Origin of the sequence: Sediminicoccus sp. KRV36 (assembly GCF_023243115.1) — a bacterium.
GTDB lineage: Bacteria > Pseudomonadota > Alphaproteobacteria > Acetobacterales > Acetobacteraceae > Roseococcus.
In genome coordinates, this window is the sequence record NZ_CP085081.1 from 3,889,450 (window position 1) to 3,902,263 (window position 12,814).

Below are 12,814 nucleotides of genomic sequence, written 5' to 3' on the forward strand. Positions count from 1 at the left end.
ATTAGATCGGCTCGATTTTCGTCGAAATACGCGAAATTTCTTTGCCCAGGGATATTTCTAGCGCTGGAAGCGGCGATACGGCGCCATAGGCCAGGCTCTCCTGCCCCTCGCAGAGGCGGAGGGTGAAAGGGCCATCGGCGCGGACACGCAGCCGCATCAGCCCGCCCAGGACCCCATCCGCGGTCAGTTGCCATGCGCCGGGTGCGAGGCGCCAGCGCAGCACCGCCCGGCGGAAGGGGCCGGAGATGCGGTCCTCGACGCTGAACCCCGTGGGCAAGCCGCGCAATTCGCGGGCGTGGCAGCGGCCGCGATGATCGCGCCACCAGCCGCCCTCGGGCAGCGCCCCCGTTTCGGGCCAGTGATGGAACAGGAAGGGGCCGAGGCGCGGCATCTGGTCCTCGCCATCGAATTCCACGGTGTTGTGCGCGGCGGCCCCCTGGAAATACGGCACCCAGTCCGGATTTTCCGGGTTGTAGGCGCCGGTGCCGCCATCGCGCAGCAGGTTCACCCCGCCCCGCCAGAGATCGAGGTGCAGCAGATCCGCATGGCCAGGGCGGAACCGCAGCGGCCCGGTGCGCAGAATGGCGCGGAAGGGGCCGAAGCGGCGGCCCAGCAGGCCGGCGCCGCGCCAATCCGCCACCTCCCCCAGGACCACGCCCCCCAGGACCACCTGGGGCCGGGCAAGGCCAAGCGCCGCACAACCCGCATCATCAGGCCAGCCGGCCGAGGCGCCGCAGAACAGCCGGGCGGCGCGCTCCAGGCTGGCGCGCGCATCATCCGGCCCCGCCCCGGAGAGATCCGCGACATGCGAGCCATCCTGATGGCCGATGCGCGGCAAAAGCCCGGTCTGCGGGCAGGCCAGCCGATGCAGCCAGCGCGTCGCCGCCGCCATCCGCGCCAGGGTGAGCGGGGCGGCCGGCGGCCCACCGCCCCGCTGGCGGAGACATTCGGCTGAGGCCACCACATCCAGCAGCAGGCGATGATAGGCGGGGCTGGCCTGGGCGAAGCTGCCATCCTCCGCCACCAGCCGCGCGATGGCGGCATCCAGCCGGCGGGCGCCGCGCGCGGCCAGGCGCGGATCATCCAGGGCCAGGCCACAGACCAGGAGCCCCGCCGCCTCGCTGACCGGGTGATTATTGTCCTGCGCCAGGGCATAGGCCGGGTTGGCGCCGATGCGCCGCGCCAGCACCTGCATCACCGCGCGCGGCGGGGCCAGGCCGCCCAGAGCGCAAGCAAGAGCCAGGTGCAGCGCCCGCAACGCCGCCTCCTGGCCGCAGCCCCAATGGGCGCCCCGGTAAGGCGGATGGGCGGCCAGCCACGCGTCCAGCCAGGGGCCGATCTCGCGCGCCTGGCCCTTCAGCGCCAGGCGCGGCAGCTCCGCCCAGCGATTCGCCTCCCACAGCGGGCGCAGATCAGCGCCCGCCATCGGCCGCAGCACCCCGGGCGGCACGCCATCCCTGAGCCGCCAGCGCAGCCAGAGGGGCATCCAGGGACCACGCCCCAGAAGGGCAAACGCCACCGGCCGAAGCCCTAAACGGCGAGCTGCGTCAATTTTTGCAATCCAGAGGCTTGACGAGATGGGGTTTATTCGCCGCATGGTTGCATTACACGCGCGAAATCGAGCAGAAGCTACCACCACAGGCAAAGGTTAATGATTGGTGATCCCGCTGAGCTGTTTCGTGCCCCGTGCCTTCGCCTCCTGCCTGATCGGCCTCCTCGCGTGCCTGCCGGCCCAAGCGCAGAACCCGCCCGCTTCCCTGCTCGGCCCGCCTTCGCTCCCTTCCACCCTGCCTGGCGGGGGCGCGCTGCAAAGCCTGCCGCCCAGCGCCCAGCAGGATATTCTCCAGCGGCTGATGGATGCCAGCGCCGGCCGCCCGCTCGGCAGCCCGATGCCCAGCGGGCCGCAGCCCACCCCCTTCGCCGGCCCCGGCTTCCCGACATCCGCCCTGCCCATCCCCCTGGCAGCCCCGGAGGAGCCGCTTTCGCCCATCGAGCAGTTTTTCGACAATCGCCGCCCGCAGCCCAACCCCGGCGCGGTGCCGATCCCGCCGGGGCGCATCCCGCTCGCGCCGCAGCCGCTGCGGCAATTCGGCTATGACAGCTTCCGCACCAATCCGCCCGGCGCGCTGGCCGGCCAGGCCTTCGGCCAGCAGCTGAACCAGGCCTCGGGCGCCATCCCCGAGGACTACATCATCGGCCGCGATGATGAACTGGTGATCAGCCTGCGCGGCCGCTCCAACCAGGACCTCACGCTGCGCGTATCACGGGAGGGCATGCTGCTGCTGCCCAACCTCGCGCCGATGGCCGCGGCCGACCGCACGCTGCGCGAATTGCGCGAGGAACTCTCCCGCCGGGCCCAGCGCGAACTTGCGGGCTCGGAGGTGTTCATCTCGGTGCGCCAGATGCGGCAGGTGACGATCTTCGTGGGGGGCGAGGTGCAACGCCCTGGCGTCGTTGCCCTTTCGCCGTTGGCCAATGTGTTTGACGCGCTGGTCGCGGCGCAGGGGCTGCGCAAATCCGGCACGCTGCGCGCCATCCGCGTGGAGGGCCCGCGCGGGCGCCGCGTCGTGGATCTCTATCCCGTGCTGGCCGGCGAAGGCGAGCCGCCGGATCTGAGCCTGCGCGAGGGCGAGCGCATCCTGGTCCCGCCCATCGGCGGCGTGGTGGCGCTGGGGGGCGAGGTCTCGCGCCCGGCCATCTATGAGCTGCCGCCCGGCAGCGGGGCCGCGCCGCTCGGCACCATGCTGCGCCTGGCGGGCGATGCGCTGCGCCCCTCGGGCAATCGCTTCCTGCTGGAAACCACCGATGGCGAGGGCCGCCGTGCCTTCCGGGAAATCAACCTGCAATCGCCGCTGCGCCGGGGGGATCTGCTGCTGGTGGAGCCCGGCACCGATGTGCAGGCGCAGAACCTCCGCCTCACCGGCCATGTGGCGCAGCCGCTGACGCGCGCCCTGGGCGGGCGGGGGGCCAGCCTGCGCGGCCTGCTGGGCGATGGGCGCATCGTCCGGCCCGACCCCTATGGCCGCATGGCCGTCATCCTGCGGACCGATCCGCGCACGCGCGGCCGTCGCTTCCAACCCTTCGATCTCGCGGCGCTGCTGGGCGGGCGGGCCGATGTGCCGCTGGCCGAGGGGGATGAGGTGATCATCCTCGCCCTGTCCGACATCACCTGGCTCTCCAGCCCCTCGGTGCAATGGGCGCTGCTGGATGAGACGGAGCGTGGCCGCCTGAACGCCGCGCAGGCCCGCGCGACTGCGCCGGCGCCGGCCGCGGCTTCGGGCATGCTGGCTGGCCTGCCCGGCCTGGCGCCCGCCCCGGCGGCGGGCATGCCGAGCCCCCCCGGCATGGCCGCCGAGGCGCCGCCCAAGGGGCTGGAATGCGCGGCGCTGACCCAGCTGGAAATCGCCGCCCGCTCCTCGGCGCAGCGCTTCGCCCATGCGCGGATGGGCAGCTTCCGCCGGCTGGGCGAAGCACCCTGCCCCCAGGTCTTCCAGGATTACCCCGCGCTGCTGACCTTCCTGCTGGACAATGCCGTGACCTTGACGGGCGAGGCACGGCTGCCCGGGCTTTATCCCATCACCAACGGCACCGGGCTTGATGCGCTGCTGGCCGTGGCGGGCGGGCTGACCGACACGGCCGATCTCTCCAGCGTCGAACTCACGCGCGAACCCTCGGACCAGACCAGCGCCATCCCGCTGACCCGCACGCTGCTCGATCTGCGCAGCCGGAATTTCGCGGCGGTGCGGCTTTCCCCGCGCGATGGCGTGCGCATCCCGCGCGGCTTCGGCGACCGCGACAATGGGCCGGTGACGCTGGTCGGCGAATTCCTGCGGCCGGGTGTCTATGACATTCGCCGCGGCGAGCGGCTTTCCGAGATCATCGCCCGCGCGGGCGGGCTGACGCCGCAGGCCTATCCCTATGGCGCCGTCTTCACGCGCGAATCCGCCCGCACCCGGCAGCAGGAGGGTTTCAACCGCACGGCGCGCGAATTGGAGACGGGGCTGATGCAGGTGGCGGCCGGCCAGGCGGTGGTGGGCAGCAACCGCGCCACCGACATCAACGGCGCCGTCGCTGCCGGGCAGCAACTGGCCAACAGCCTGCGCAACATCCCGGCGGCCGGGCGCATCGTGGTGGAGGCCAATCCGGTGGTGCTGGCCGGCCGGCCGGAGCTGGATGTGCTGCTGGAACCGGGCGACCTGATCGTCATGCCCAAGCGGCCCAATGAGGTGACCGTGGTGGGGGCGGTCCAGAACCCGGGCAGCCTGCAATTCCTCACCGGCTGGCGGGCCAACCAATATGTGCAGGCCTCGGGCGGGACGCAGCGCTTCGCTGATCCTGGGCGGGCCTTCCTGGTGCTGCCCAATGGCACCTCGACGCCGGCCGGCCTCGGCGCCTGGCAGCAGGGCGGGCCACCCGTTCCGCCGGGCAGCCTGGTGATCGTGCCCAACGACCCCTCGCCCTTCGAGGCCTGGGGCTTCCTGCGCGACATGACGCAGGTGGCCGGGCAATTGGCGATCTCGGCGGCGGCGCTGGCGGTGATCTCCCGCGGTGGGAACTGAGCCCATGCGGTGCAGCGCGCCATGCGGGGGGCGGTTGGCGCGCACGTCCCGCGTAACCGCCGCCGCGCGCGCGTCCCGCGCGACATCCACAGCGCGCGCGTCCCGCGCGACCTCCCCCCGGGCACGCTGACATGCGGCGCGGGCCAGGCGTGCCGGCCGGCGGCCGGACGGTTTCCGCATGGCTGATGCCCGCGCTGTTCGGCGCGCTGCTGCTCGTGGCACGCCCGGCCCTGGCGCTGGATGACGTGCCCGCCACCGGCTCCAATTTCGGCCGCGTCGGCTTGCTGGAAATGCCCAATGCGCGCTTCCGCCCCGATGGGGTGGTCGAAAGCGGCATCTCCTGGCGGCAGCAGCGGGAGTTCTGGTTCGTCAATTTCCAGGCCCTCCCCTTCCTCGAAACCACCTTCCGCCTGAGCAACCGGCTGAACGGCACCACCGGCCGCGGCACCACGACCGACCGCGCCTTCGACCTCAAGCTCCGCGTCTGGGAGGAAAATGCCTGGCGGCCGGCGCTCGCGATCGGCCTGCAGGATGTGATCGGCACGGGCATCTACCAGGGCGAATACATCGTCGCGTCCAAGCGCTTCTGGGCGCTGGATGCCACCATGGGGATGGGCTGGGGGCGGCTTTCCACCGGGCAGGATGTGACCAACCCGTTCACCTACGGCGCCGCGGGCTTCGGGACGCGGCCGCGCAGCGTGGGGCAGGGCGGCACCTTCGCCTGGAACAGCCTGTTCCGCGGTTCCTCCGCCGGCATCTTCGCCGGGCTGGAGTATTCGGTGCCACCCATCCCCACCCCCTGGGGCGCCATCGAGGGGCTGCGCGCCAAGCTCGAATACTCGGCCGATGTGCTGCGGGACGAGCGCGGGGGCTATCCCGCCCGCACCAGCAATCTGCGGGGCGAGGCAGCCAGCCGCTTCAATATCGGCTTCAACTGGCAGCCCAACCCCTATCTCGATATCGGCGCCTCCTTCGTGCATGGCACGGATGTCCTGATCCGCGCTTCGCTGCGGCTCGACCCGAACGCCCCGCCCGATCTGCCGCGCCAGCCGCCCCCCCTGCTGATGCCACGCCCCAGCCCGGAAGCCCCGCCGCCGCCGGAGCCGTTGCGCGGCTGGCGGGAGCGCCTGCTCGCCGCCGCTGCCGGCTTCGAGGGCGGCATCCGCATCGGCCGCGATGACCGCGAGGGCGAGGCCACGCAGAATGCCAGCATCGCGCGCCGGCTGTTTCCCGCGCTGCGCGATGCCGGCTTCATCCCCATCTCGCTCGATCTGCGCGGTGAGGAGGCGCATATCGCCGTCTCGGGCGGGCGCTATCGCACACTCGCCCAGGTCACCTCCCGCGTGGTGCGCGCGGCACAGCCGCATCTGCCGCCGGAGACGGAGCGCATCCGCGTGATCTGGGAGCGTGATGGCGTGGTCATCGCCCGCCTGGTCACCCTGCGCGAGGCCTTCGAGAACCAGGCCCGCGGCATGGGCAGTGCCGAGGAAATCCTGCACGCCTCGCAATTGCTGCCGGCCTATGATGAGCCGAGCGCCACGGCGGCCGTGGCGGCCCCACCCCGCCTCACCTGGGGCGTGGCACCCGCCGTCAACCTGCTGGTCGGTGATCCGCAGACGGCGGTGCGCTGGCAGGTGGGTGTGGCGGCCGGCGCCCGGCTGGAGCTGGGCTGGAACACCGCCATCGCGGGCGCCGTGCAGCAGGCCTTCGCCGGCAACCTCGATGGCGGCCTGCCGAGTGACAGCGTGCTGCCCCATGTGCGCAGCGATTTCGCCCGCTACGCCCGCGCGGCCACCACCACCATCCCGGCGATCTATGCCGAGCGCATCTGGACGCCCGCGCGGGACGTTTTCGCGCGGGTCACGGCCGGCATGCTGGAGCCGATGTTCGGCGGCGTCTCGGGCGAGATCCTCTGGCGCCCGCGTGACCGGGCCTATGCGCTGGGCCTCGACGTGAACTGGGTGGCGCAGCGGCAATACACGCAGAATATCGGCACGCTGGGCTATTCCGTGGTGACTGGCCAGGCCTCGCTCTATCTCGATCTGCCGGTGTGGAATCTTTACACCGTGCTGCGCGGCGGGCGCTACCTGGCGGGCGACTGGGGCGGCACGATCGAGATGGGGCGGCGCTTCGACAGCGGCATCGAGGTGGGCGGCTTCGCCACCTTCACCAATGTCAGCTACAGCCGCTTCGGCGAGGGCAGCTTCGACAAGGGCATCTATGTCCGCGTGCCGTTTGATTTCTTCGGCGTCGCGACGCGCAACCGCGCCAACCTCAACATCCGGCCCGTGCAGCGTGACGGCGGGCAGCGCCTCGCGGTGGATAATGCGCTGTGGGATGTGGCGCGCGATGGGCGGGCCGATGCATTGCGCCGGGGTTTCGAGGGCTTCAGCCGGTAGGGATCAGCGTGACCTCCGCCCGGCTCAGGCGGCGAAAGATCAGCAGGCTTCGCCGGCCCGGCAGCCAGCCATAGAGAAAAATCTGGGCCGGATGCCACAGCGCGACCCAGCCGATGATGATGAGGCTTTCGCCCAGCAGCGTGGCCACGCGGCCTTCGCCCAGCAGCAACGGGGCCTGCACGGCGGCCAGCAGTGCCAGGCCAAGGAAGACGACGCCGATGACGAGCGCGATGCGGCCCTCGCGGAACAATTCGGCAAGTCCCCGGCGCTCAGCCTCGACGCGGCGCGCGAAATGCCGCTGCACCGCATCGGGGATCTGCGCCGCCGCCGGTGAGGCCAATTCCGCCTCCGGGAGGCTGATGCGAATGGCGAGTGGCGCGGGACCCGGCAGCGCCTGCGCCTGGCCGAGGATGTAGTCCTCGGCCACGGCATCGAGGTCCCCCTCGCGGAAGGGCGAGGGATCGAGCGTGTGAAAGAGTTGCGCCGCGCGGTTCAGCCGCAACTCGATGATGGCCGGGGCGTGCTGCATGGCGTGGCTCTCCGCGCGATGTCGTGGGGCGGCGCTCAGGCCAGGAGGCGAAGGGATGGAGGGGCTGGCCCCTCGATCCCGCCACGGCGGTTGTTCGGCAGCCTGCTAGCCGGGAAACGCCTTCACTTCCGTCTCCACGAAGCTCAACGGCCCGCTGCCCGCATTGACCACATTGTGCTCGACGCCAGCGACGCGGTGATAGGCCTCGCCCTTCTTCAGGAGGGAGGTCGTGGTGGTGCCATCCGGATATTCGACGAGCAATTCGCCATCCATCATCGGCACGACGACGTAGAGCCAGCCATGCCGATGCCAGCCGGTTTCAGCACCAGGCCCGAAATCCCAACGGATGACGCGGACCTTGTCATCGTCAATCTGCTGGACGGGAACGGCCGGCTCCCGGCAGCGCATCGGCTCCTTCATCGCGGCTATTCCGCCGCCTGCTGGATGGCGGGCATGCCGGGCAGCGGCAGGGCGCCCGTCGCTTCCCAGGTGGCCCAGGCCTTGTCGCCATCGGCTTTGGAGAGCGGCAGATGCGGCGGGCGGATCACGCGCCATCCATCATCACCGGTGCTGCGCGCGATGATTTCGCGCAGGCCGGGAATCAGCGGCACGGCGGTGGCGGCGCGGCGCGTCGCGGTCAGCATGGCCTGGGCCGCATCCGCCTCGGGGCCGGTGCGCTTGGCATAGACGATGCCGCCCCAATGCGAATTGGCGTTGGACGCCGCCGTGATGCAGCCCGCACCGCCCTCGGCCAGGATCTTCTGCACGTATTCGTCGGAGCCCGAATACACCTCGAAGCCGCGCGACGCGAAGGCGTCAATCATCGCCTTCATGTTCGCGTAATCGCCCGAGCTGTCCTTCACGCCCTTGAAGACGCCCGGATGCGCATCGAGCAGGCGGCCGATGAGCGAGAGGCTGAACGGCACCGCCGATTGCTGCGGGAAGTGATAGAGATAGAGCGCGATGCCGCCGCCCACACGCTTGGCCACCGCGTCGAAATAGGCGAACAGCCCGTCATCGCTCGGGCCCTTATAGTAGAAGGGCGGCAGCAGCAGCACGCCGCGGCAGCCCTGCTCGCGCGCATGGATCGTCAGTTCCACCGTATCGGTGAGCGAGGCGCAGCCCGTGCCCGGCATCATGACGGAGGCCGGAACACCGCGCGCGATCAGCCCTTCCAGGATCTGCTTGCGCTCATGCAGGCCAAAGCTGTTCGCCTCGCCCGTCGTGCCCATGATGCCCAGGCCGTTGCAGCCATTGGCCAGCAGCCACTTCGCGTGCTTGGCCATGCGGTCCAGGTCGGGCGTGAAATCGGGCTTCATCGCGGTGAGCACGGCGGCGTTGATGCCGCCAAACAGGGCGTCCTTCATGGCGTTGGTCCTTTCAATGAACCGATCGCGGGTTTCTGCCCCGCGCGTTTCGGCCAGTTTCCCGGCCAGGTGGCGATATGGTCTTCGGAGGCGCCGGCCGCACGCTCGGGCACCACGCGGCCGCGCACGGAAATCCCCGCGCGCACCACGCTTTCAGGATCACCCGAGCGGAGCGGATGCCATTCCGGCAGGTCCCGTTGCTCGGCGATGAGGCGATAGGCGCAGGTGGGCGGCAGCCAATCAATCTTTTGCAGCCGCGCGGGCGTCAGCCGGATGCAATCCGGCACGCGGCGCTTGCGGTTGGCGTAGTCGGTGCAGCGGGCCGTGGCCGTGTCCAGCAGGCGGCAGGCGATTTCGGTGTGGTGCAGCACCTCCGTCTCATCCTCACGCAGCTTGTGCAGGCAGCAGCGGCCGCAGCCATCGCACAGGCTCTCCCATTCGGCGCGGCTCATCGCATCGAGCGGCTTGGTCTTCCAGAAGGGGAGCATTTCGGACACGCGGATGGTTTAGACCAATCCCGCGCGCGGCGAAACGGCGGGCCTGATCCGGCACGGCCGGATCAGGCCGCTGCCATCAACGAGGTGCGGGCAGCGGTGTGCGGGAGATGCCGCCGCGCGATGGGCGGGCCGGCGTGGCAGGTGCCGCAGCCGGCACCGGCGCGGGGGCCGCGGCCGGCGTCGGCTGGCCGCCGAAGCGGATCAGCGCCGCGCGCAGCGGGTCAGCGCCCGGGTTATGGGCGGCCATGTTCACGACGATGTCGCGCGTCGTCACCTCGCGTCCGTAATAGGCGGCGTTCCATTCCTGCATGGCGTTCAGCACCGAACCCTCCAGCGCCAGCCCGGCGAAGAGCCCGCGTGAGCGTGAGAAGGACAGGATGTCGGCCCCCAGATTCGTCGTCGTGGCACCCTCGAGCGAGCCGCCCAGATGCGCGATGGCCAGCGAGGCATCGGCGCCGAACTTGAACTGGTTCTCGATCGCGGCATTGAGCGCGCGCTCGCTCATCAGCAGCAGCAGCGTCTGGCTGTCCTGGATGCCGGCCTGGAAGCCGATGCTGCCAGAACCCACGGCATAGAAGGCGGGCGAGGACCAGGAGCCGGCGGCATCCCGGCCGATCAGCACGCAATTCCCGCCGGCCCCGCCGGCGAAGAAGGCGGCGCGGAAGCTCTGCGGGCAGACCAGCGCGCCGCGCGCCCGGCGCAGCACGCTTGCCGCATCCATGCGGTCATTTTCGGTCGAGAGGATGTCCTGCACGGTGAGCGCGGAACGGTCCACGAGGGATTGCGGGGCATTGCCCGTGGGCGCGCCGGCGCAGGCCGAAAGCAGCGCCGCCGTGGCGGCCAGAATGATCAAGCGCATGAGCTTCCCCCGATAACCCTTCGCAGTGCAACGATTCTAGCGGGAGTTGTGCCGCGCCGGAAGGGCCTTCAGGGGGGCGTCGGGTTTTCGATCAGCCAGGGTTCCTCATTCACCGAGACGACCCGCCAATCCGGCCCGTGCTTTTCCAGCCGCGTGAGGGAGAGATTCTTCACCGAGAAGGTCAGCGCCTGGTGCGCATCCAGCTTCAGCGCGTGGGAAATCGCAGCACGGATCGTGCCGCCATGGGCCACCATGACGATATCCTGCCGGGGCAGGCTGGTGGCCAGCCCCTCCAGCACGGGGCCGACGCGGGCGCGCACATCATCCACGCTCTCACCCCCCGGCGGGCGTTCGGCGGCGGCGTGCGGCCAGAAGGGATGCGGCGGGTGGCGCAGCCGCTCGGTCAGCGCCTCATGGCTGATGCCCTGCCATTCGCCGAGGGATTGCTCGGCCATGTCGGGCTCCAGCACCAAAGGCTGCTCAGGGTAGCCGGCGGCGAAGATGGCGGCCGCGGTGGCCCGGGTGCGGCTGAGCGGCGTGGCCACCCAGCGGGCCGGCCGCGGCAGGCGCGCGGCAAGCCAGCGATACAGCGCCGCTTCCTCACGCAGCGCCGCATCGCACAGCGCCACATCCATATTGCCGTAGAGCATGGCCCGTGCCGAGGGTTCAACGAGCGCGTGGCGGATCAGGAAGAAGCGGGTGATATGCATGGCCCAGCCATGTAGCGCGGATGGCGGCAGGCCGAAATCCGCGCATGCAACTGGCGGCGCGCAACACGGATCGGTAGCCTGCGGCCATGCTCGTGCTGTTCCGTGACCGCCGATTCCTCATCATGCTGGCGCTGGGCTTCGCGGCCGGCGTGCCGCTGCCCCTCACCGGCTTCGTGCTGCGGCAATGGTTTTCCGAGAGCAATATCTCCCTGGCGGCGATCGGCTTCACGGCACTGATCGGCCTGGCCTATTCGCTGAAATTCCTGTGGTCGCCGGTGATGGACCATGCGGCGCCGCCGCTCTTCCGGGCCCTTGGCCGGCGTCGCGGCTGGCTCGCTTCCGTCCAGCCGCCCTTGATGCTGGCCATCCTGGCGCTGGGCTTCACCGACCCCGCAAATGCCGCATGGATGACGGCGGCGGTCGCTGTCGTGGTGGCGTTCCTCTCGGCCACGCAGGATATCGTGATTGACGCCTATCGTATCGAAATCCTGGAGGAGCGGGACCAGGGGCATGGCTTCGCCTGCTATGTCTGGGGCTATCGCTTCGCGCTTCTGGCGGCCAATGCGGGGGCGCTGGGCATGGTCGGCCTGGTCGGCTGGCAGGGCGCCTTCGCCTATTGCGCGGCGCTGGTGGGGGTGGGCTTCCTGGCCGTGCTGCTGGCCCCCGAGCCGGTGGCGCCGCCGCGCGAGGTGATGCCCTGGGGACGGCGCATGAAGCTCGCGGTGGTGGACCCCTTTGCCGATTTCATGCGGCGCAGATACTGGCTGGCTATCCTGCTCTTCGTCGTGCTGTTCAAGCTGGGTGAGGCCTTGGCCGGCATCATGACGCCGCCCTTCTACCGCGCCGTCGGCTTCACCCGGGCCGATGTGGCGCAGGTGGCCGTGGTGTTCGGCCTGGTGATGGCGCTGGGCGGCGTGCTGGCGGGCGGCTTCCTGGTGGCGCGGATCGGCGTGGGGCGCGCGCTGGTGATCACCGGCCTGCTGCAGATGCTCTCCAACCTGATGTATGTGGCGCTGTACTGGGCGGGGCGGGATATGGGCATGCTCTACGCTCAGGTCGGCGTCGAGAATTTCACCGATGGCCTGGCGGATGCGGCCTTCGTCGCCTACCTCACCGGGCTGACCAACCGGGCTTTCAGCGCCACGCAATATGCGCTGCTTTCCTCGCTCGCCGCCGTGCCGCTGCGCTTCCTGGGTGCCTGGTCGGGGCAATGGGCGGAGGCGCTGGGCTGGACCAACTTCTTCCTGATGACGACGGCGGCCGCCCTGCCGGCCCTGCTGATCATGCTCTGGCTGCTGAAGCGCCTGCCGCCGGCGCCACGCAACCCGCAACCCCTGGGAATGATTCCGGAACCATGAGCCCTTATTGGCTGACGCCGCTGCTGCTGATCGGCAGCAACATCATCATGACCTTCGCCTGGTATGGGCATCTGAAGGCGCCGGCCTGGCCGCTCTATGTGGCGATCCTCATCTCCTGGGGGATCGCCTTTTTCGAATATGCCCTGGCCGTGCCGGCCAACCGCATCGGCTATGCCTCCGGCACCTTCACCGGCCAGCAATTGAAGGTGATGCAGGAGGTGATCACGCTCGGCGTCTTTGCCGTGTTCAGCGTGATGTTCCTCGGTGAACAATTGCGCTGGACCTATTTCGCCGCCATGGGCTGCCTGGTGATGGCCGTGATTTTCATATTTCTTCCGGTGGATTGACCCGAGTTATTCACAGCTTCTTTCCCCAGGAAGGACTTGCGGCACGGATTCACGGTGCCTTACCCTAGGGGTAGTGGTGAATCGGGCGTCGCACCCCAATCCCTGGGCCCCCAATTCCTGGGCCCCCGGATTCCGGGCCCAGGGGGGGCCTCGGGCGGTGCAGGGCCCGACATCGGATCGTCATGATCC

General features: G+C 70.0%; 11 protein-coding genes. 4 read left to right on the forward strand and 7 right to left on the reverse strand.

Translation table 11 applies throughout. The annotated features are described in order from the left end of the window. Position 1: 1 nt before the first annotated feature. Entirely contained in the window at positions 2-1,486 is a 1,485-nt protein-coding gene (locus LHU95_RS18400) for a heparinase II/III-family protein (RefSeq protein ID WP_248708406.1), read from the reverse strand. Positions 1,487-1,658: 172 nt separating this feature from the next. Here LHU95_RS18400 and LHU95_RS18405 point away from each other — a divergent pair, with 172 nt between their 5' ends. Continuing rightward, positions 1,659-4,559: an SLBB domain-containing protein gene (locus LHU95_RS18405; RefSeq protein ID WP_248708407.1), complete on the forward strand. Its 2,901-nt coding sequence runs from the start codon at positions 1,659-1,661 to the stop codon at positions 4,557-4,559. Positions 4,560-4,744: 185 nt separating this feature from the next. Beyond that, positions 4,745-6,958 (forward strand): YjbH domain-containing protein, encoded by a 2,214-nt coding sequence (locus tag LHU95_RS18410; protein ID WP_248708408.1) that lies wholly within the window; start codon positions 4,745-4,747, stop codon positions 6,956-6,958. On the opposite strand, the gene LHU95_RS18415 is transcribed toward LHU95_RS18410, so the two are convergent. The 6 genes from LHU95_RS18415 to LHU95_RS18440 form a co-directional block, all read right to left on the reverse strand. After that, positions 6,948-7,487 (reverse strand): hypothetical protein, encoded by a 540-nt coding sequence (locus LHU95_RS18415; RefSeq protein ID WP_248708409.1) that lies wholly within the window; start codon positions 7,485-7,487, stop codon positions 6,948-6,950. The genes LHU95_RS18410 and LHU95_RS18415 overlap by 11 nt on opposite strands. 105 nt (positions 7,488-7,592) lie before the next feature. Beyond that, the gene (locus LHU95_RS18420; RefSeq protein WP_283094265.1) at positions 7,593-7,907 is read right to left on the reverse strand and encodes a cupin domain-containing protein; all 315 of its coding nucleotides are present in this window, start codon (positions 7,905-7,907) and stop codon (positions 7,593-7,595) included. Between the two features lie 5 nt (positions 7,908-7,912). Continuing rightward, entirely contained in the window at positions 7,913-8,854 is a 942-nt protein-coding gene (locus LHU95_RS18425) for a dihydrodipicolinate synthase family protein (RefSeq protein WP_248708410.1), read from the reverse strand. Further along, entirely contained in the window at positions 8,851-9,351 is a 501-nt protein-coding gene (locus LHU95_RS18430) for a YcgN family cysteine cluster protein (RefSeq protein WP_248708411.1), read from the reverse strand. The genes LHU95_RS18425 and LHU95_RS18430 overlap by 4 nt, the downstream gene beginning before the upstream one ends. A 76-nt stretch (positions 9,352-9,427) precedes the next feature. Further along, entirely contained in the window at positions 9,428-10,210 is a 783-nt protein-coding gene (locus LHU95_RS18435) for a lipid-binding SYLF domain-containing protein (protein WP_248708412.1), read from the reverse strand. A 68-nt stretch (positions 10,211-10,278) separates the two neighbouring features. Further along, positions 10,279-10,920 (reverse strand): histidine phosphatase family protein, encoded by a 642-nt coding sequence (locus LHU95_RS18440; protein ID WP_248708413.1) that lies wholly within the window; start codon positions 10,918-10,920, stop codon positions 10,279-10,281. Positions 10,921-11,006: 86 nt separating this feature from the next. Here LHU95_RS18440 and LHU95_RS18445 point away from each other — a divergent pair, with 86 nt between their 5' ends. Both LHU95_RS18445 and LHU95_RS18450 read left to right on the forward strand, forming a co-directional pair. Further along, positions 11,007-12,278, forward strand: coding sequence for an MFS transporter (locus LHU95_RS18445; protein WP_248708414.1), 1,272 nt, complete (start codon positions 11,007-11,009; stop codon positions 12,276-12,278). Beyond that, positions 12,275-12,625: a DMT family protein gene (locus tag LHU95_RS18450; protein WP_248708415.1), complete on the forward strand. Its 351-nt coding sequence runs from the start codon at positions 12,275-12,277 to the stop codon at positions 12,623-12,625. Before LHU95_RS18445 ends, LHU95_RS18450 begins: the two co-directional genes overlap by 4 nt. Positions 12,626-12,814: the final 189 nt, after the last annotated feature.

What these genes read in the sequence shown, in the direction of transcription:
- LHU95_RS18400 (WP_248708406.1), bottom strand. Translation starts at nt 1,486, where the DNA reads ATGCCCCTCTGGCTGCGCTGGCGGCTCAGGGATGGCGTGCCGCCCGGG.
- LHU95_RS18410 (WP_248708408.1), top strand. Translation starts at nt 4,745, where the DNA reads ATGCCCGCGCTGTTCGGCGCGCTGCTGCTCGTGGCACGCCCGGCCCTG.
- LHU95_RS18415 (WP_248708409.1), bottom strand. Translation starts at nt 7,487, where the DNA reads ATGCAGCACGCCCCGGCCATCATCGAGTTGCGGCTGAACCGCGCGGCG.
- LHU95_RS18420 (WP_283094265.1), bottom strand. Translation starts at nt 7,907, where the DNA reads ATGAAGGAGCCGATGCGCTGCCGGGAGCCGGCCGTTCCCGTCCAGCAG.
- LHU95_RS18425 (WP_248708410.1), bottom strand. Translation starts at nt 8,854, where the DNA reads ATGAAGGACGCCCTGTTTGGCGGCATCAACGCCGCCGTGCTCACCGCG.
- LHU95_RS18435 (WP_248708412.1), bottom strand. Translation starts at nt 10,210, where the DNA reads ATGCGCTTGATCATTCTGGCCGCCACGGCGGCGCTGCTTTCGGCCTGC.
- LHU95_RS18440 (WP_248708413.1), bottom strand. Translation starts at nt 10,920, where the DNA reads ATGCATATCACCCGCTTCTTCCTGATCCGCCACGCGCTCGTTGAACCC.
- LHU95_RS18445 (WP_248708414.1), top strand. Translation starts at nt 11,007, where the DNA reads ATGCTCGTGCTGTTCCGTGACCGCCGATTCCTCATCATGCTGGCGCTG.
- LHU95_RS18450 (WP_248708415.1), top strand. Translation starts at nt 12,275, where the DNA reads ATGAGCCCTTATTGGCTGACGCCGCTGCTGCTGATCGGCAGCAACATC.